At 67.1% G+C, this 18,572-nt stretch carries 15 protein-coding genes; 10 read left to right on the top strand and 5 right to left on the bottom strand.

All coding sequences use genetic code 11. From position 1 onward, the window contains the following. Window positions 1-27: 27 nt before the first annotated feature. From flgB to recA, 8 genes are all read left to right on the top strand, one after another. Entirely contained in the window at window positions 28-432 is a 405-nt protein-coding gene (gene flgB / locus CRT60_RS29940) for a flagellar basal body rod protein FlgB (RefSeq protein WP_098740092.1), read from the top strand. A gap of 48 nt (window positions 433-480) precedes the next feature. Continuing rightward, the gene (gene flgC, locus CRT60_RS29935; protein ID WP_098740091.1) at window positions 481-891 is read left to right on the top strand and encodes a flagellar basal body rod protein FlgC; all 411 of its coding nucleotides are present in this window, start codon (window positions 481-483) and stop codon (window positions 889-891) included. 52 nt (window positions 892-943) lie between these two features. Beyond that, a complete protein-coding gene (gene fliE, locus CRT60_RS29930) occupies window positions 944-1,243 on the top strand; it encodes a flagellar hook-basal body complex protein FliE (protein ID WP_098740090.1) in 300 nt (99 codons plus the stop codon). Between the two features lie 45 nt (window positions 1,244-1,288). After that, entirely contained in the window at window positions 1,289-1,648 is a 360-nt protein-coding gene (locus CRT60_RS29925) for a flagellar biosynthetic protein FliQ (RefSeq protein WP_098740089.1), read from the top strand. Further along, window positions 1,645-2,415 carry a flagellar biosynthetic protein FliR gene (fliR, locus tag CRT60_RS29920; protein ID WP_098740088.1) on the top strand — a complete coding sequence of 257 codons (771 nt, stop codon included), beginning with the start codon at window positions 1,645-1,647 and terminating at the stop codon, window positions 2,413-2,415. Before CRT60_RS29925 ends, fliR begins: the two co-directional genes overlap by 4 nt. Window positions 2,416-2,428: 13 nt before the next feature. Next, entirely contained in the window at window positions 2,429-3,505 is a 1,077-nt protein-coding gene (flhB, locus tag CRT60_RS29915; RefSeq protein ID WP_098740087.1) for a flagellar biosynthesis protein FlhB, read from the top strand. Between the two features lie 147 nt (window positions 3,506-3,652). Continuing rightward, window positions 3,653-6,208: a hybrid sensor histidine kinase/response regulator gene (locus CRT60_RS29910; protein ID WP_098740086.1), complete on the top strand. Its 2,556-nt coding sequence runs from the start codon at window positions 3,653-3,655 to the stop codon at window positions 6,206-6,208. A 175-nt stretch (window positions 6,209-6,383) separates the two neighbouring features. After that, window positions 6,384-7,463, top strand: coding sequence for a recombinase RecA (gene recA / locus CRT60_RS29905; RefSeq protein WP_098740085.1), 1,080 nt, complete (start codon window positions 6,384-6,386; stop codon window positions 7,461-7,463). A gap of 92 nt (window positions 7,464-7,555) precedes the next feature. On the opposite strand, the gene CRT60_RS29900 is transcribed toward recA, so the two are convergent. Then, entirely contained in the window at window positions 7,556-8,131 is a 576-nt protein-coding gene (locus CRT60_RS29900; RefSeq protein WP_098740084.1) for a hypothetical protein, read from the bottom strand. Between the two features lie 88 nt (window positions 8,132-8,219). Beyond that, the gene (locus CRT60_RS29895; protein ID WP_098740083.1) at window positions 8,220-10,829 is read right to left on the bottom strand and encodes a glycosyltransferase family 2 protein; all 2,610 of its coding nucleotides are present in this window, start codon (window positions 10,827-10,829) and stop codon (window positions 8,220-8,222) included. 256 nt (window positions 10,830-11,085) lie between these two features. Here CRT60_RS29895 and CRT60_RS29890 point away from each other — a divergent pair, with 256 nt between their 5' ends. Then, window positions 11,086-11,496, top strand: a complete 411-nt coding sequence (locus CRT60_RS29890) for an HIT domain-containing protein (protein ID WP_098740082.1) — start codon at window positions 11,086-11,088, stop codon at window positions 11,494-11,496. A gap of 42 nt (window positions 11,497-11,538) precedes the next feature. Here the strand turns inward: CRT60_RS29890 and CRT60_RS29885 are convergent, their stop codons facing one another. Continuing rightward, window positions 11,539-13,470 (bottom strand): di-heme-cytochrome C peroxidase, encoded by a 1,932-nt coding sequence (locus CRT60_RS29885; RefSeq protein ID WP_098740081.1) that lies wholly within the window; start codon window positions 13,468-13,470, stop codon window positions 11,539-11,541. A 194-nt stretch (window positions 13,471-13,664) separates the two neighbouring features. On the opposite strand from CRT60_RS29885, the gene CRT60_RS29880 reads away from it, so the two are divergent. Further along, the gene (locus tag CRT60_RS29880; RefSeq protein WP_098740080.1) at window positions 13,665-13,862 is read left to right on the top strand and encodes a hypothetical protein; all 198 of its coding nucleotides are present in this window, start codon (window positions 13,665-13,667) and stop codon (window positions 13,860-13,862) included. Between the two features lie 63 nt (window positions 13,863-13,925). On the opposite strand, the gene CRT60_RS29875 is transcribed toward CRT60_RS29880, so the two are convergent. Next, window positions 13,926-14,879: an ACT domain-containing protein gene (locus tag CRT60_RS29875; protein ID WP_098740079.1), complete on the bottom strand. Its 954-nt coding sequence runs from the start codon at window positions 14,877-14,879 to the stop codon at window positions 13,926-13,928. Between the two features lies 1 nt (window position 14,880). Further along, window positions 14,881-18,522, bottom strand: a complete 3,642-nt coding sequence (gene mfd, locus CRT60_RS29870) for a transcription-repair coupling factor (protein ID WP_098740078.1) — start codon at window positions 18,520-18,522, stop codon at window positions 14,881-14,883. Window positions 18,523-18,572: the final 50 nt, after the last annotated feature.

Genomic DNA, 18,572 nt, shown 5'->3' with positions numbered 1-18,572 from the left:
GGCGGTCTTGGTGGCGGGATCAGGGCGATGGACCTCGGAAATCTCGGACTCTTCAAACTGATGTCGCGCAAGATGGACTGGCTGACCCAACGCCAGGAAGTCCTGTCGCAGAACATCGCCAACGCCGACACGCCCGAATACAAGAGCCGGGACCTGAAGCCCTTCAGCTTCCGCGACGCGCTGAGCGACAGCCGGCGGCTGACCCCGGTGGCGACCAACGCGTCCCATCTGGCCGGCACCCGCGGCGCCGGCGGCCTGTCCCAGGAACAGAAGGTGCGCGACCCGTACGAGACGGCGCCGGACGGCAACAACGTCGTGCTGGAAGACCAGATGATGCGGATGAGCCAGAGTTCGATGGATTATCAGACCATCACGAACCTGTATAAGAAGCAGGTGGCGATGATCAAGTCGGCGATCCGCACGGGCAGCTGAGCGTCATTCCGGCCGGTTTTTCCGGCCGGGCTTTGAGGAGGCGGTGCGATGGATCTCTACAAGTCGATGGCGGTGTCCGCCTCGGGCATGAAGGCGCAGGGCACGCGCCTGAAGGTCATTTCGGAGAATCTGGCCAACGCCAACACCACCGCCGAGACGCCGGGCGATCTGCCCTATCGCCGCAAGACCGTCATCTTCAAGAACGAGCTGGACCGGGCGATGGACGTCGACAAGGTCCGCGTCGCCAAGGTCGATGTGGACAAGAGCGATTTCCAGCGCAAGTACGACCCGTCGCACCCGTCGGCCGACGCCGACGGCTATGTCCTGATGCCCAACGTCAATTCGGTGGTGGAGGCGATGGACATGCGCGAGGCCCAGCGCAGCTACGAAGCCAACCTGTCGGCCATCGACACCGCGCGCCAGATGCTGACCCGCACGCTCGACCTCCTGCGCACCTGACGGTTCGCCGTCTCACGCCCGCCAATCTTCCTGACCGACCGGAACCGCCGCCATGATCAATCCGCTGAACGCCGCCGCGGCCTATGCCACCACCGCCGCCAAGACGACCGGCCCCGGAATGGCCGCGCGCGACGGCGCGTCCTTCGGCGACGTGCTGGAGCAGGCGGCCAAGGAGAGCATCGGCACCATGAAGAAGAGCGAGGACATGTCGGCGCTGGCCGCCGTCGGCAAGGCCGACCTCAGCGACGTCGTCCAGGCGGTGACCAACGCCGAGGTGACGCTGCAGACCGTCACCGCCGTGCGCGACAAGGTGCTGAACGCCTATCAGGAAATCCTGCGCATGCCGATGTGACGGCCTGCGCCCGGTCCCAGACGCCGTCATGCCCGGCTTGCAGTTATGAACGAGACCGAAGTCATCGAGCTTTGCCGCACCTCGATCGTCACGCTGGTGATCGTGTGCGGGCCGATTCTGGTCATCATGATGGCGCTCGGCACCGTCATCTCCATCTTCCAGGCCGTCACCCAGATCAGCGAGCAGACCATCGCCATGGTGCCGAAGGTGATGCTGGTCTTCGGGCTCAGCATCCTGCTGATGCCCTTCATGCTGAGCAAGCTGACCGAGTTCTTCGAACATGAGGTCGCCGACCGCATCGTCGCCATCGGCGTCGGCGCCAACGAGAATGGCGGCGCGCCCTTCACCCCCGGCACCGGCGTGACGCCCGCCCCGGCCCCGACCGCCGCCGCGGCGGGCCAATGAGCGTCCTGCAACAGCTGCTGGGCGAACAGATCTTCGTCTGGATGCTGGTCTTCATGCGGGTCGGCACCGCCTTCAGCGTGATGCCCACCATCGGCGACGCCTTCGTTCCCACCCGCGCGCGGCTGCTGTTCGCGCTGGTGGTCAGCATGGTGGCGGCGCCGGCGATCCGGCCGATGCTGCCGCCGATGCCGGGCAATCCGTTCCAGCTGCTGGTGCTGGCCGCCGGCGAGATGACCATCGGCATCTTCATGGGCACCATCGCCCGGCTGCTGATGGGCGCGCTGGAGGTGGCCGGCACCATCATCAGCCTGCAGAGCGGGCTGGCCAACGCGCAGATCTTCAACCCGGCGATGGCGTCGGCCGGATCGCTGCCCGGTTCGCTGATGGGGTGGCTCGGACTGCTTCTGCTGTTCGTCACCGACCTGCACCATCTGCTGATCATGGCGGTGGTCGACAGCTATTCCACCTTCGCGCCCGGGGCGGCGATCCCAATCGACGACATGGCGAATGTGATCGGGCAGCTGGTGTCGAAGAGCTTCATGATGGGGGTGCAGATGGCCGCCCCCTTCCTGATCACCGGCATCCTGTTCGCGCTGGCGCTGGGGCTCCTGAACAAGCTGGCGCCGCAGGTGCAGGTGTTCCAGCTCTTCACCTCGGTCCAGGTGCTGCTGGGCCTGTTCATGTTCGCCCTGACGCTGGGGGCGATGATGCTGTTCTGGCTGTCGCGCTTCGAATCGACCTTCATCGAATTCCTGAAGCCGCTGTAGAAGGGGGACGCCGGTGTCGGAAGAAGCTGACGAGTCCTCCAAAACAGAAGACCCGACGGGAAAAAAGCTCGACGAGGCCCACAGGCAGGGCCAGTTCGCGATGACCCGCGAGGCCGCGAACTGGTTGATGGTCGCGGCGATGCTGGTGGTGCTGGTCTCCATCCTGCCCGGCACGATGAAGGGGCTGGTCTTCCGCCTGAACTATTATTTCGAGAACCTGGACCGCATCACCTTCGACCGGGCCGGCGTCGGCGCGCTGCTGTTCCGGGTGATGAGTGACACCATGTGGGCGCTGTGGCTGCCCATCCTGCTGTTCGTGGTGGCCGGCGTCCTGTCGACCATCGGGCAGACCGGCTTCCACGTCTCGTGGGAACTGATCTCGCCGAAATTCGGCAAATTGAACCCGCTGCCCGGCCTGATGAACATGTTCAAGGCCAACCAGGGCGTGGAGCTGCTGAAGAGCATCGTCAAGCTGGGGGTGGTCGGCGGCGTCGCCTATATGGCGCTGGTGCCGATGTTCGGCGGCATCGAGGCCTATATCGGCATCGACATCGTCGCCATGCTGTTGCAGGTGGACAGTCTGGCCCATCGCCTGCTGGTCTGGGTCCTCGTCGTCCTGACCTTCATCGCCGCCGGCGACTTCCTGTGGCAGAAGCAGCAGTTCGACAAGAAGATGAAGATGACCAAGCAGGAGGTGAAGGACGAGCACAAGCAGCAGGAAGGCGACCCCGTGGTCAAGGGCCGCATCCGGCAGATCCGGTTCGAACGCGCGCGCAAGCGCATGATGGCCGCGGTGCCGAACGCCGACGTGGTGGTGACCAACCCGACCCACTTTGCGGTTGCGCTGAAATACGATCCCAACCAGATGGGCGCGCCGATGGTGCTGGCGAAGGGCGTGGACCAGGTCGCCTTCAAGATTCGCGAGATCGCCGAATCGAACAATGTGCCGGTCATAGAAAACCCGCCCCTTGCCCGTGCGCTCTATGCCGCTTGCGATATCGACGCGGAAGTGCCATCCGAGCATTATCGGGCGGTCGCCGAAGTCATCACCTATGTCTTCAAGCTGAAAGGGCGGTCGCTGCGCAACTGATCCGGGTGCAACCGATATGGGCGCAACGGATCCGGCCCCGTGATGGTTGACGGGATCGGCTGGATCGGCCGGCCATCGCAGGTGGTGTAACGGGCAAGTGCGGACCGGGGCATGTCCCGGCCGGACCGTGTGGGGTTTGGAGTATTGGTGGACGACACAACTTCCCTTTCCGACAGCGCGCGCAATGCTGTGAACCGCAAGGCTTCGTCCGGCGGGGTCTTGATGCTGGTCCAATATGCGCTGGCGCCGGCCGGACTGCTGGTGCTGGCTGCCGGATTGCTGTTGGAGCGCGACGCGGTCGGCTGGCTGGGGGCGGCGCTGGTGGCCTTGGGCGTGGCCCTGCTGATCGCCCGCAGCGTGTCGGTGGTGCGGCGGTCGGCCCACATCGGTGCGCTTCTCGGCGGTGCGCTGGAAGGGATGCCGGCCGGACAGCTGGTCTGCGACGGAACGGACGATGTGGTGTTCGTCAACGCCGCCTTCCGCGAGCTGGCGGGCTGGCGCCGCGGCGAACGGCCGCTGGACGCCCTGGCCCGCCAATTCTCCGGCGACCCCGACAGCGCGCGCGAATTCCGCCGCCTGCGCGAACGGGTGAGGGCAGGGGGCGCCGCCTCGGCCGAGCTGGCGATCCCGGCGCTGGACGGCCACCCGCCGGAATGGCGCAAGGTGCAGGGCCAGCCGGTTGCCGGATTCCCCGGCTCCGTCCACTGGCGGATCGAGGACATCACCGCCCGGCGAGAGCTGGAGCATGTCATGCTGCGCGAGCAGGCCAAGCTCGCCGACTTCATGGAGCATGCGCCGGTCGGCTTCTTCTCGGTCGATCAGAACGGCCATTTCCTGTTCGTGAACGCCACCCTGGCGCAATGGCTGGAGGCGGCCCCCGGCGATTTGACCGACGGCGAGGCGCGGCTGCACGGCATCCTGGCGGCCCCTCCGGTTTCCGCCGCCCCCTACGACCTGTTCGACAATGGCGGCGGCGAGCAGCGCGGCGAGCTGACCATGGTGGGTCTGGGCAGCCGGCGGTTCCAGGTCGCGGTGGCGCAGAGCGTGGTGCATGCCGACGACGGCACCATCCACACCCGCTCGGTGGTGCGCGACCTGTCCCCGGAACGGGAGTGGCAGGAGGCGCTGCGCCAGTCCGAGCAGCGGTTCCAGCGCTTCTTCGAGGATGCGCCCATCGGCATCGCGCTCGTCGACGAGACCGGGCAGCTGACCGAATGCAACGAGGCCTTCCTGGCGCTGATCGGCAGCGAGACCGGCAGCGTCATCAACCGCCCGATGGCCGACCTGATCGTTCCCGTGGAGCGCGAGGCGGTGATCGCCCGGCTGCGGGCGGTGCAGGGCGGCGCCGACCCGGCCCACCCGCTGGAGGTCCGGCTGTCCGGCGGGCGCGAGCTGACCGCCCAGCTCTATGCCCGGCGCCTCGCCAACCCGGTGCGGACGGATGGCCGTGGAGATGGACGCGGCGATGGCCGTGCGGATGGCGGCAGGGGAGATGGGGTGGGCCTGATCCTGCACTTCATCGACATGACCGAGCGCAAGAGCCTGGAGGCCCAGTTCGCCCAGTCGCAGAAGATGCAGGCGGTCGGCCAGCTGGCCGGCGGCGTGGCGCACGACTTCAACAACCTGCTGACGGCGATGATCGGCTTCTGCGACCTGCTGCTGCTGCGGCACAAGCCGGGCGACCAGTCCTTCAGCGACATCATGCAGATCAAGCAGAACGCCAACCGCGCCGCCAACCTCGTACGGCAGCTGCTGGCCTTCTCGCGCCAGCAGACCCTGCAGCCGCGCGTCATCAACGTGACCGACGTGCTGGCGGAGCTGGCGAACCTGCTGCGCCGGCTGATCGGCGAGAACATCGAGCTGAAGATGATCCATGGCCGCGACCTGGGTCTGGTCAAGGTCGACCAGAACCAGCTGGAGCAGGTCATCATCAATCTGGTGGTCAATGCCCGCGACGCCATGGCCGGCGGCGGCAAGCTGATCGTCAACACCACCAACTACGTCGTCAGCCAGCCGGAACGGCGGGAGCACGAGACGGTGCCGGCCGGCAGCTACGTCTCCATCGAGGTGATCGACACCGGCTGCGGCATCGCGCGGGAGAATCTCCAGCGCATCTTCGAGCCCTTCTATACGACCAAGGAGGTCGGGTCGGGCACCGGGCTCGGCCTGTCGACGGTCTACGGCATCGTGCGGCAGACCGGCGGCTTCGTGCTGGTCGATTCGGCGGTGGGGGAGGGAACCACCTTCACCATCCTGCTGCCCCACCACCAGGGCGAACTGCGTCCGGTCGACACGGCGGAGCCGCGCGAGCGGCGCGGCAGCGACCTGACCGGCACCGGCATCATCCTGCTGGTGGAGGACGAGGACGCGGTGCGCGTCTTCTCCGCCCGCGCCCTGCGCAACAAGGGCTATCAGGTGCTGGAGGCCAAGAACGGCGAGGCGGCCTTGCAGCAGATCGAGACCAACGGCGCCTCCATCGACCTGCTGATCACCGACGTGGTGATGCCGCAGATGGACGGCCCGACGCTGGCCCGCCATGTCCGCAGGTTGCGCCCGGAGATGCGGGTCATCTTCATCTCCGGCTATGCCGAGGACCGGCTGGGCGAGATCGACGGCGTCGAGGTCGCCCATTTCCTGCCCAAGCCCTTCTCGCTGAAGCAGCTGGCCTCCAAGGTGAAGGAGGTCATCCGCGACGGGCGTTAGGGGGCTTGGAAGAGGGACGGCGAGGAGCGGATTCGCCGACGGGAACGGACCCGGACAACCCCGGCAAAATAGGAACGCACAGGAAACATCACCCCTTGCAAACAAGAACGAAGAGAGTACATTCAGCCTCGTTGCAAGAGCGCCGACCGTGTGTTCTAAGAGAGGGGTACCGGGCATGTCGTCCGCACAGCTTCGTTTGGTCGAGAAGGATTCCATGGACAAGCAGAAGGCGCTCGATGCCGCCCTGAGCCAGATCGAACGCGCGTTCGGCAAGGGCTCGATCATGAAGCTTGGCGCCAAGGAGAGCTTGGTCGAGACGGAGGTCATTTCCACCGGCTCCCTGGGGCTCGACATCGCGCTGGGCATCGGCGGCCTGCCGAAGGGCCGCATCATCGAAATCTACGGCCCGGAAAGCTCGGGCAAGACCACGCTGGCGCTGCACGCCATCGCCCAGGCCCAGAAGGCCGGCGGCACCTGTGCGTTCATCGACGCCGAGCATGCGCTCGACCCGTCCTATGCCCGCAAGCTCGGCGTCAAGGTCGACGATCTGCTGATCTCCCAGCCCGATGCCGGCGAGCAGGCGTTGGAGATCGCCGACACGCTGGTGCGCTCCGGCGCCATCGACGTGCTGGTGGTCGACTCGGTTGCGGCGCTGGTGCCGCGCGCCGAACTGGAAGGCGAGATGGGCGACAGCCATGTCGGCCTGCATGCCCGCCTGATGAGCCAGGCGCTGCGCAAGCTGACCGGCTCGATCTCCAAGTCGAACTGCCTCGTCATCTTCATCAACCAGATCCGCCTGAAGATCGGCGTGATGTTCGGCAACCCGGAGACGACGACCGGCGGCAACGCGCTGAAGTTCTACGCCTCGGTCCGTCTCGACATCCGCCGCATCGGCGCGATCAAGGACCGCGACGCCGTCGTCGGCAACCAGACCCGCGTCAAGGTGGTGAAGAACAAGATGGCCCCGCCGTTCCGCGTGGTCGAGTTCGACATCATGTATGGCGAGGGCGTGTCGAAGGTGGGCGAACTGCTCGATCTCGGCATCCAGGCCGGCGTGGTGGACAAGTCGGGGGCGTGGTTCAGCTATGACGGCACTCGCATCGGCCAGGGCCGTGAGAACGCCAAGACCTACCTGCGCAACAACCCGGAGATGGCCGACGCCATCGAGGCCAAGATCCGCGGCAACGCCGGTCTGGTCGCCGATGCGATGATGGGCACCCCGGAAGCCGACGGCGAAGCCTCCACCCCGGAGTGACGCCGAACGGCCATGTGTGACGAAAGGCCCTGCTTTCCGAAAGGAAGGCGGGGCTTTTTGCTTTGGGGATGTCGGCCGGCGGCTCTCCCCGCCTACACGTCCACCACCATATGCGGCCGGAAGGCGCCCTCCAGCGTCAGCAGCAGATGCAGGTAGACCGCCACCTTGCGCGCCCGGTCGGTGTTGCGGGAGAGGCAGTCGCGCAGCTGTTCGGCCATCCGGGCGGTTTCCGCATCCTGCTCCGGCGCGGCGGCGGTGACGGCCTGGACGATGTGTTCGGGATCGACCGGGATCGGCGCCGACGGGTCCTTCAGCAGGGCCTCGGCCAGCGCCTCTTCGTCATGGGGGACCGACGGTGTCGCGGCTGGAGGGATGGGCGCGCGGCGGGACAGATGGCTGCGGAGGCTGTCCTTCAGCCGGTTGCGCTGCCGGTCGTCCAGCCCGTCGAACTGGTCGACCTCATCGAACAGCAGGTCGTAGAGGCGGCGGCGCTGCGGGTTCGGCGGGCTCTGGTCGCGCCGCTCCTGCTCGCGGTCCTGCTGTTCCCGCCGCGGGTTGCGGCGGTGGTTGCGGTCGGTTGCGCTGCCGGTCCGCTCGACGCCCGCGGTGGTGCGGACGCTGAATTCCGGCGGGCCGATGCCGCGCCCGGAGGTGAGATTGCCGGACATGAGCCGCCTCCCGGGACTGGTTCCCCCTGGCGATCAAGTCTGGCAGAGCCGGCGCTTCCTTCCAAGCCGAAGCGCCGGCCTATGACCATCAGTCGCCGGCGCCGGCCACCGCATTGTCGGCCGGTTGCGGCTTGTTCCGGCCGAATCCCAGCGTCGGGAAGACGTTGATCAGCGCGGTGATGAAGGCGGCCAGATAGGGCAGCGACTGCACCACCAGCAGGCCCGACCACATGAAGGCGTCGCGGTTCTCGTGGCCGAAGACCATGACGATGGCGAGTGCGGCACCCCACAGCGACACCAGAAGAACCAGCTCTTCCCGAGCCATCAGGAAGGCCTGCATCAGCGCCGGCTGGTTCTCGCACTTCGGCGTGCGGACGAAGGGGCGGCCGGAGGTGAACATGCCGAGCCACATGGCGCGGCCGACCGTGTGGGTCAGCGCCATGCCGGCCACCGCAGCACCCACCTTGTCCCAGAAGCCGCACTTCACCCGCGCCTCGTAGAGCCAGAGCGAGGCGCCGACCTTGAAGGCGAAGACACTGAGCGTCGGGATCATGAAGACGTTGGGCGGGAACTCGAAATATTTCGGGAAGGCCATCAGCCCGATGGACCACAGGATGCCGGCGATGCCGAACACCATGTGGGCGGCGTCGGCGAACCAGGGCAGCCAGCCGGTGATGAAGTGGTATTTCTGGCCGGCGGTCAGCTCCTTGGCGACGGGCGAGAGCTGGCGCCAATGATGCTTCAGGATCTGCACCGCACCATAGGCCCAGCGGAAGCGCTGCGTCTTGTAGGCGGAGAAGCTGTCGGGCACGAGGCCCTTGCCGTAGCTCTCCGGCATGTAGACGGCCTCATAGCCATGCTCGAACAGGCGCAGGCCGAGGTCGGCGTCCTCGGTGATGCACCATTCGCCCCAGCGGCCGACCTTTTCCAGGGCCGACTTGCGGATGATGGTCATGGTGCCGTGCTGGATGATCGCGTTGCGCTCGTTGCGCTGGATCATGCCGATGTGGAAGAAGCCGGCATATTCCCAGTTGGTCATGCGCTGGAACAGGTCGTGTTCCCACTCGCGATAGTCCTGCGGCGACTGGACGAAGCCGACCTCCGGCCGGTTGAAGTGCGGGATGGTCGCCTTCAGCCAGTCGGGATGGACCTGATAGTCGCTGTCGATGACGGCGATGTGCTCGGCATCCGGGGCGGTCTGCGCCAGACCGAAGTTCAGCGCGCCGGCCTTGAAGCCCGGCCAGTTGTCGAGGTGGAAGAAGCGGAACTTCGGCCCCAGCTTCTTGCAATATTCCTCGATCGGACGCCAGACCGCCGGGTCCTTGGTGTTGTTGTCCAGCAGCAGGACTTCGTAGTTCGGGTAGTCGAGGTTCGCCAGCGCGTCCAGCGTCTGCATGACCATGTGCGGCGGTTCGTTGTAGCAGGGCACATGGATCGACACCTTCGCCGCGTTGGGCAGCGGGGCGGCGGAGCAGGGGATGAACTTGCGCTTGAACTTGTGCTGCCAGACGACCTCGGTCAGCTCCATGCCGTCGATCAGCATGACCGCGAACAGCACCAGCTGGCAGAAGATCAGCAGGCCCCAGGCGATCTCGGTGGTGAGCGCGAGCCCGGCGGCCGAGGCGGCGCTGACGGTGAAGACCAGCACGGAGGCGACCGCCTGGATCAGCGCGCCGTAGAAGATCTGGCCGCCGATCTTCAGGTCGCCGCGGCGCCACAGGAAGAACACCAGCGGCAGGAAGCCCAGCGCCACGGCGGTGGCGCACTTGATCTCCCAGTTGCGGACCTCGTTCACCCCGCCGATCATCGGGAATTTCGGGTTGCGCTGATAGTCCCACAGGCCCCAGCTGGTGCCCGCCGTGCCTTCGATCTCCCGCTTCCAGGGCTGGTCGAAGGCCTCCATGATGAAGTAGTCGAGCTTGTTCTGGGCGGCGACGTTCAGGAAGTTGCGGATGAACTTGGCCTGATTGACCTGGCTCGCCTCGGCGCCGCGGCGCCACGGGCCGTCGGCCGGCCAGCCGATCTCGCCGATCAGGATGTGCTTGTTGGGGAACTTCGCCTTCAGCTCGTTGTAGCGGAACATGGCGTAATCGACCGACTGGTCGACCGGCACGCCTTCCCAGTAGGGCAGCAGATGGACGGCGAGGAAGTCCACCGCGTCGGCCAGTTCGGGGTTCTTCAGCCAGACGTGCCACGGCTCGGCGATGGAGACCGGGACATTGACCTTCTTCTTCACCCGCTTGACGTACTCGATGGCCTGCGCGACCGTCAGGTCGGCGCGCAGGATCGCCTCGTTGCCGACCAGCACGCGGCGGACGTTGCTGTTGGCGCGGGCGAGCTTGATCAGGCCGGCCAGTTCAGGCTCGTCGATTTCCGGCTTGCCGGCGGTCCAGGCGCCGGCGGTCACCGGCAGGCCGTGCTTGGCGGCGATGGCCGCGACCATTTCCGAGCCGTCGGTGGTCGAATAGGTTCTGACGGCCTTTACAGCACCTTCCAGCGCCGTCATGTCCTTTTCGATGTCGTCGGCGGACGCCTTGTCGCCCTTCGACGGGCTCTTGTCCGAATGGAAGGGGGTATAGGCGACGCCGGTGATGGCGCCTGCCCAGGACCGCTCGTCCACCGGACGGTTCCACAGCGCCCAGAAGGCGATGTTGCCGAGGATCACCAGGATCAGAACCGCAAAGGCCGATTTGCGCATGTGGGTCGTTCTCGCTCGCCGCACCGGAAAACATGGATAAGGCCCGCGGAAATGGCGCAAGGGGATCATTGCCGCCCCGACCATTGCCTCGGACCGAACTCTATAAACGTCCAACGAAAGCCGCTCGTGCCGTATGGCCGGCGCGCACGGCCTTCTATACAAGCTTCGCGGTTGGCCCGCCACTGCCGGCTACAACAGGGCAGCCTCCGGAATATTCCGGATGATGCTTCAGGTCAGTGCCAGAGAGGAGTGAAGCATGTTTTCCCTTAACGAACGGCTACAGGCCGACACACTTCATGTGACCGATCTGGAGCTTTGCCGGGTTCTGCTGATGAACAACCGGCTGTGGCCCTGGCTGATCCTGGTGCCGATGCGCGAAGGTGCGGTGGAAATCCACCGGCTGGACGACGGGGATCAGGCGACTCTGATGCGGGAGATCGCGCTGGCCTCCCGCGTGGTGGAGCGGCTGTTCGCGCCGGACAAGATGAATGTCGGGGCGCTCGGCAACATGGTGCCGCAACTGCACGTCCATGTGATCGGGCGGACGCGCGGCGATCCGGCATGGCCGGGGCCGGTCTGGGGGTCCGGCCACGCCGAACCCTACGAGCCGGCGGCGGCGGCGGCCCTGGCGCAACGGCTGGCCGACGCGCTGCATGCGGAGGACTGACCGCCGGCCCGGTCGCGAGGCCGGGCCGGCGGGGGACAGGCGTTACAGGGTCTTTAGATATTCCACCAGATCCCAACGCTCCTGTTCCGACAGGCCGCGGCCGATGATGCCGCTGCCGGCGACACCGGACCCGACGAACTGGTGCCCGACATTGGTGTTGCCGGGGATCTTGGTGTCCAGCGTGAAGGTGCCATCGGCGCAGTCGGTGCGGTAGCCGACCTTCACCGGATCGAAGCTGCGCAGGCCGAGGCAGAAGCTCTTCGGCCGCTCCGCCAGCGGCGACAGCAGGTCGTAGAGCGTGGGGACCGAGCCGTTGTGCAGGTAGGGTCCGGCGGCCCAGATGCCATCCAGCGGACGGGCCTTGTAGCCGCCTTCCGCCTGCAGGCAGTTCGGACGGAAGCCGTTCATCTCCTCCCGCTTGGCGGGCGGCACCTTGTTCTCGTCATAGGCGGCTTCGGCCGTCTTCTGGACGACATAGCCCAGCGCCGCCGCGAATGTGGTCCTGGTGACCGGCTCGCCCGGCTTGCCGTTGCACAGGCTGGATGGATCGACCTTCAGGAAGGCGGGCAACTGCACCGTCCGGGTCTGCAAAATGTTGGCCTGGGCCGGGTCGGTGCCGACATTGATCGGCGTGACCTTCAGATAGCTCTGCTTGGCGGCGTTCGGCTTGGTCCAGTATTTCGCGTCCCAGAAGGCGGGGGTGTCGACCGGCGGCAGGTGGCAGCCCTGGCACAGCTCCTGATACAGGCCGGCGCCGCGCGCCCGCTTGGCCTCATCGACGGTGCCGAGCACGGCTTGCGGCCATTTCGGCGCGGTCAGTCCCTGGAAGCCGGTCATGCTGCCGTCCGGCTTGCGGGCCCGCGGGTTGGGACCGGCCAGCAGCTGCTCCATCCTGTAGAGATTGTCGACCGGAACGGAGGAGGCATAGAGCTTGCGATCCGGGTTCGACAGGTTCACCCGCGCCGCCACGCCCATCGCCTCGCCGGCGTTGCGCACCATCGGCTGCATGATCGAGGCGTCGTACTGCACCCAGTCGAACCATGACGCGTTCCAGATGTGCGGATACTTCACCGGCGCCGTGATGGCGGCGACGTTGGTGAAGGGGTCGAACTCCACCTTGCCGTTCAGCAGGTCGTTGGTGAAGACGGTGTTGCCGATGCGGGTCAGCGCGTCCAGACGGTTGAAGCCTTCGGTGACGGCCGGATTGCCGCTCTGCGCCGCGCCGCGCTTCGCCAGGGTTTCCAGGGTGGTCAGCGTCTGCTCGAACTGCTCGCGCAGGGCGGCCGTCTGCTCGGCGGTGCGGTTGACGCCGAGCACGCGGTCGGCGAAGCGGTCGAACCGGCCGGGCAGCACCTTGGTGTAGGCCAGCGAATAGCCCAGCGCCGCCGTCAGCGCATCGAGGTTGATGACGGCCGGCGCGCCGTCGATGCGCAGGCTGACGCCGTTATACTCGATATGGCCGGTGTGGCAGGCGGCGCAGGTCAGGCCGATCTGGTCGGGAAGCGGCTTTCCGGTCGTCGGGTCGACATAGCCCTTGGTGCGGGCGAAGCCGACCGGCAGGCCGTCCGGGTTGACCTCGTCCTCCGACTGGTTGTAGGCGGCCAGCACGGCCTTGGCCGAACCGGGCTCCGCGCCATAGCCGTAATCCCGTGCCGTGGCTCCGCCCAGCCGTTTCGGGCTGGGGATGAAACCGAACTGCTGGAGGTACGATTCGTCCGCCAGCATTTTGGGTTCGCCGAAGACCCGGATGTCGGGCTGCTCCAGCGCCACGAACCAGGCATAGGAGATCGGGAAGGTCGAGGTGCCCTGGCTGGCATGGTGGTACCAATAGCGCTCGCCCGGCTTCCAGTTCTGATCGAGCCAGACCGCTTCCTTGGTGGGGGCCGGTGTCGGCAGAGCCGGCGCGCAGGCGCCGAGCAAAGTCAACGGCAACAGGCCGGCCGCCGCCACAATCGACAGGCGAGACGCATTCATGGGCGAAACCTCTACGCGCGGGGGTTGATGATCGATGACCCCACTTTCGCTGTGATAAATAAGCCCGGGCAACAGGAAAATTGTATTTCTTTTCTACATGCAATTTTTGAAACGGAACGGAACCGGCGGGCCGGGCACGCGGTTATCAGGTCGGAACCGTTCGTGGGTTCAGCAAAAATCCGGAGATCGCCGCCATGGCCACCGAAGACCGCCCCGCTTCCCGCACGTCCGATGCCCCGTCCGACGCCGCCCAGCGGATCGAGGACAAGCTGGTCGATGAAACCGGCAAGGCCTCCGGCGATCCCGACAAGCCGGTCCAGAAGAAGTGGGAAGAAATGGGCGAGCGCGAGGAGATCGCCGAGCAAAGCCAGCGGGAGGGCGGCGGCGCCTGATCGACCTTCCCCCGCCCCTGGCCGCCCGAAGGCCGGTCCGGGGCGGGGGAGGGCAACCTCTCCCTACCGCTTCACCGTGCAGGTCAGCGCCAGCACGTCCGCGGCCTTGTCCAGATCGTCGGCGCGGACCAGCACATAGTCGGTGTTGTAGGTGGAGATCGCGAAGATCGGCAGATGGGCCTGGGCCAGAGGCACGGCGATGCGGGCCAGGATGCCGAACAGGGTGAAATCGACCACGCCCTCCACCCGGAAGGCGCGCCAGCCGCGTTCGGCCTTCACCCCCTCGGGCACCCGCTCCTCCCGGCAGAGGATCGACAGCTCCTCGCCGGTGCGGGTGGCGCCGACCAGCGGGTCGGTCCAGTCGAGCCAGTCCGGCAGGCCGCTGCCCGGCGGCAGCTGCGCCACCGCCAGACGCTCGGGCAGGATCGACAGGGTCAGTCCTGTCTGCTCGCGCACCAGGGCGGCGGTCAGCGTCGCCTCGTCCACTTCGAATGGCTTCAGGATGCGGCGGGCGCGGGCGGCCAGTGACGGCACGCCGGAGCGCATGGCGCGGCCCAGCATCTCCGCCGAGGTGGCACGCAGCCCGGCATCCGATTCGGCCAGATCGACCACCGCCTGCAAGGCGCTGGTCTGGACGATGCGGCTGGGGCTGTTCTCGAACCAGTCGGCCAGCAGGACGGCGGCGCGGTGGCGCTGCTCCTCCGTCATGGTCAGGCGCGGCACGATCTGGGCGATGTGCCAGCGCACCTCCGCCTGCTCGATGGCGACGGCATCGGTCAGCAGATGCTCGACATAAGCGTCGAGCCAGCCGGCTTTGCCGCGCGACACCCGCTCAAGCGCGTCGGCGGCGCGCATGCGCACGCTGGCGTTGCGGTCGAACAGGCAGCCGACCAGCTCCGCCAGCTTGCCGCGGTCGGCCGCCACCTCGTCGGCGACCGACGGGGCGTCGCCCACCGCCCGCCGGTCGCCGATGGCCAGACGGCGGGCCAGCGGCGCGTTGCGGATCAGGTCATCCATCTCAGCGCCGCCCGGTCGGACGGCCGAAGCGCGACGGCGTGCCGAAGCGCGAGGCGATCTTGGCCCCGGTCGGCTTCGGCGGCGGCGGTGGAGGGGGTGGCGGTGGGGTCTCGCCGCGCGGCACACCGCCGCCCGACGCCATCTCCGCCAGATCCTTGACCAGCTTCTGCACGCTGCGCACGCGGGCCTGCGGATCGGGCCATTCGCGGACATAGACCAGCTTGTGGTCGGGCCGCAGCTTCATCAGCGTCAAATGCTGGGCGATGTAGGTCAGCAGCTTGGCGGGCTCGGCATAGAAATTGTCGTGGAAGGCCAGCACCAGCCCCTTCGGACCGGCATCGACCCGGTCGATGTTGGCCTGTTTGCACCAGCGCTTGACGGTGACGACGTCCAGCAGGTTCTCGACCTCCTCCGGCAGCTTGCCGAAGCGGTCGATCAGCTCGGCGGCGAAGCCGTCCACCTCGGCCCGGTCGACCAGATCGGCGATGCGGCGGTAGAGCGACAGCCGCACCGTCAGGTCGGGGACGTAGCTTTCCGGGATCAGCACCGGCGTGCCCAGGTTGATCTGCGGCACCCACTCCTGCGCCGCCGCCGCGGCGACCGCGCCCTCCTGCATCGAGGCCCGCGCGCTGGCGACGGCCTCCTCCAGCATCTGCTGGTAAAGCTCGACGCCGACCTCGCGCACCTGACCCGACTGCTCCTCGCCCAGCAGATTGCCGGCGCCGCGGATGTCCATGTCGTGGCTGGCGAGCTGGAAGCCGGCGCCCAAGGAATCCAGCGTCTCGATGACGTGCAGGCGCTGCTGGGCGGTGCCGCTCAGCGGCTTGTTCGGCGCATAGGTCAGATAGGCGTAGCCGCGCTTCTTCGACCGGCCGACACGGCCGCGGATCTGGTAGAGCTGGGCCAGCCCGAACAGGTCGGCGCGGTGGACGATCAGCGTGTTGGCGTTGGGAATGTCCAGGCCGCTCTCGATGATGTTGGTCGCCAGCAGCACCTCGAACTTGCCCTCGTCGAAGGCGGTCATCACGTCTTCCAGCTCGCTGGCCGCCATCTGGCCATGGGCGGTGACGATCTTGACCTCCGGCACCAGCTCGCGCACCCGCTCGGCCACCTTCGCCAGATCCTCCACCCGTGGGCAGACATAGAAGCTCTGGCCGCCGCGGTAATGCTCGCGCAGGATCGCTTCGCGGATCACCACCGGGTCATAGGGCAGGACGAAGGTGCGCACCGCCAGACGGTCGACCGGCGGGGTCGCGATCAGCGACAGCTCGCGCACGCCGGACAGCGCCATCTGGAGCGTGCGCGGGATCGGCGTGGCGGTCAGGGTCAGCACATGGATGTCGGCGCGCAGCTCCTTCAGCCGCTCCTTCTGCTTCACGCCGAAATGCTGCTCCTCGTCGACGATCACCATGCCGAGCCGCTTGAAGTCGAGCCCCTTGGCGAGCAGGGCATGGGTGCCGACGACGATGTCGGCGGTGCCCTCCGCCAGCTCCTTCTTGACCAGCGTCTGTTCGCGCGCGGTGACCATGCGCGACAGCTGCACGACGCGCACCGGCAGCCCGTTGAAGCGGGTCGAGAAGGTGCGGAAATGCTGGCGGGCGAGCAGGGTGGTCGGCACCACGACGGCGACCTGCTTGCCGCTCATCGCCACCATGAAGGCAGCGCGCAGCGCCACCTCGGTCTTGCCGAAGCCGACGTCGCCGCAGACCAGCCGGTCCATCGGCCGGCCGCTGCCGAGGTCGGTGAAGATGTCCTCGATGGCCTTCAGCTGGTCGTCGGTCTCGGGATAGGGGAAGCGGGCGGCGAACTCCTGATAGACGCCCTCCGGGGTCAGCACCGGATCGGCCTTCTTCAGCATGCGCTCCGCCGCGATCTTCAGCAGGGCTTCCGCCATGTCCTTCAGGCGCTTCTTGACCCGCGCCTTGCGGCCCTGCCAGCCGGCGCCGCCCAGCTTGTCGAGCTGGACGTTGGCGTCTTCCGAGCCGTAGCGCGACAGCACCTCGATGTTCTCGACCGGGACGTAGAGCTTGTCGCCGCCCTCGTAGATCAGGCGCAGGCAGTCGTGCGGCGCGCCGGTGACCTCCAGCGTCTCCAGCCCATCGTAGCGGCCGATGCCGTGGTCCATGTGGACGACGATGTCGCCCTCATGCAGGGCCGAATGCTCGGCGATGAAGTTGGCGGCCTTGCGCTTCTTCTTCTGCGGGCGGACCAGACGGTCGCCGAGGATGTCCTGCTCGGTGATGACGGCGAGGTCGGCGGAGGTGAAGCCATGCTCCATCCCCAGCACGATGGTGCCGATGATGCCGCGGTCGAAACGGCGGACATCCTCCATGCTCTCCGCCGGCTCCAGGCCGGGGATGCCGTGGTCGGCCAGCACATTGGACAGTCGGTCGCGCGACCCGGCGGAATATCCGGCGATCAGCACACGGCGCCCGTCGGCGCGCAAGCTGCGGATATGGTCCTTCACCGCGTCGAAGACGTTCACGTCGGGGCGGTTGCGCTCCTCGGCGAAGTCGTGGCCGCGCTTGCCGCCGGCATCGACCGTGCCCTTGATGCCGGGCGGCGTCGAGAAGATCTGGAGCTGCGCCACCGCGCGCTCCGCCAGCAGCGCGTCCCAGCCGATCCCGTCGAGGAACATCGAGGCGACCGGCACCGGCTTGTAGACCGGCGAGCCCGCCCGCTTCTCGATGGTCATCATGCCGTCGCGCGAGGCGTGGAAATCCACCACCTGGGCGATGCGGGCGTCGCGCGCCTCGCTGGCCTGATGGTCCAGGCTGACGATGCCGCGCGGCAGATAGTCCAGCACCGTGTCCATGCTCTCATGGAACAGCGGCAGCCAATGCTCCATCCCGCCATAGCTGCGCCCGGCCGAGATCGCCTCGTAGAGCGGATCGTCGTCGGTCACCGCACCGAACAGCTCGCGGTAGCCGGAGCGGAAACGGGCGATCCCGGCGTCGTCGAGGAAGACCTCCGACATCGGCTTCAGCTCGACGCTGTCCCGCTTGTCGGTGGTGCGCTGGGTCATCGGATCGAAGGCGCGCACGCCTTCCAGCTCGTCGCCGAACAGGTCGAGGCGCAGCGGCTCCTCGCTGCCGGGCGGGAACAGGTCGACGATGCCGCCGCGCACGGCGAACTCGCCGGGCTCCCGCACCGTCTGGGCGCGGGTATAGCCGTTGCCGGCGAGGTAGCGTTGCAGCTTCTCCAGGTCGATCCGGTCACGCAGCTTGGCGGAGAACACCGCGTTCTTGAAGGCGCTGCGCGGCGGCACCTTCTGCACCACGGCGTTGACCGTGGTCAGCACGATCAGCGGCGCCAGACCGTCGCGGTTGGATGCCGCGTCGCGCCGGGCGATCAGCCGGGTCAGCGTGTCGATGCGGCGGGCGACGATGCCGCCGTTGGGCGACACCCGGTCATAGGGCAGGCAGTCCCAGGCCGGGAAGGTCAGCACCTCCAGCTTCGGCGCGAAGAAGGCCAGCGCCTCCGCCAGCAGGGCGCAGCGCGTGTCGTCCAACGCCACATGCAGTAGGCCATAGCCGCCGGCCTTCTGCGCAAGCTCCGCCAAAATGCGGGCGTCATGACCCTCGGGCGCGCCGCCGATCAGGAGTCGGCCGGCGCGGCCGGGCTGGAGATCGTAACTGACCAAAGGAGGATGCCTCGGAGAAGGGAAGTGCTTGTCGGAGAGCCTTGAGCAGG

Source organism: Azospirillum palustre (genome assembly GCF_002573965.1).
In the GTDB taxonomy this organism is placed as follows: Bacteria; Pseudomonadota; Alphaproteobacteria; order Azospirillales; family Azospirillaceae; genus Azospirillum; species Azospirillum palustre.
The sequence above is the reverse complement of the archived record's forward strand: the minus strand, read 5'-3'. Positions and strand labels throughout refer to the sequence as shown.

Excerpts from the sequence above, each read along its gene's own strand:
- CRT60_RS29875 (WP_098740079.1), bottom strand. The coding sequence starts at position 14,879 with ATGGATGACCTGATCCGCAACGCGCCGCTGGCCCGCCGTCTGGCCATC.
- flgC (WP_098740091.1), top strand. The coding sequence starts at position 481 with ATGGATCTCTACAAGTCGATGGCGGTGTCCGCCTCGGGCATGAAGGCG.
- fliR (WP_098740088.1), top strand. The coding sequence starts at position 1,645 with ATGAGCGTCCTGCAACAGCTGCTGGGCGAACAGATCTTCGTCTGGATG.
- fliE (WP_098740090.1), top strand. The coding sequence starts at position 944 with ATGATCAATCCGCTGAACGCCGCCGCGGCCTATGCCACCACCGCCGCC.
- CRT60_RS29885 (WP_098740081.1), bottom strand. The coding sequence starts at position 13,470 with ATGAATGCGTCTCGCCTGTCGATTGTGGCGGCGGCCGGCCTGTTGCCG.
- CRT60_RS29925 (WP_098740089.1), top strand. The coding sequence starts at position 1,289 with ATGAACGAGACCGAAGTCATCGAGCTTTGCCGCACCTCGATCGTCACG.
- recA (WP_098740085.1), top strand. The coding sequence starts at position 6,384 with ATGTCGTCCGCACAGCTTCGTTTGGTCGAGAAGGATTCCATGGACAAG.
- CRT60_RS29890 (WP_098740082.1), top strand. The coding sequence starts at position 11,086 with ATGTTTTCCCTTAACGAACGGCTACAGGCCGACACACTTCATGTGACC.
- CRT60_RS29880 (WP_098740080.1), top strand. The coding sequence starts at position 13,665 with ATGGCCACCGAAGACCGCCCCGCTTCCCGCACGTCCGATGCCCCGTCC.
- CRT60_RS29895 (WP_098740083.1), bottom strand. The coding sequence starts at position 10,829 with ATGCGCAAATCGGCCTTTGCGGTTCTGATCCTGGTGATCCTCGGCAAC.
- CRT60_RS29900 (WP_098740084.1), bottom strand. The coding sequence starts at position 8,131 with ATGTCCGGCAATCTCACCTCCGGGCGCGGCATCGGCCCGCCGGAATTC.
- flgB (WP_098740092.1), top strand. The coding sequence starts at position 28 with ATGGACCTCGGAAATCTCGGACTCTTCAAACTGATGTCGCGCAAGATG.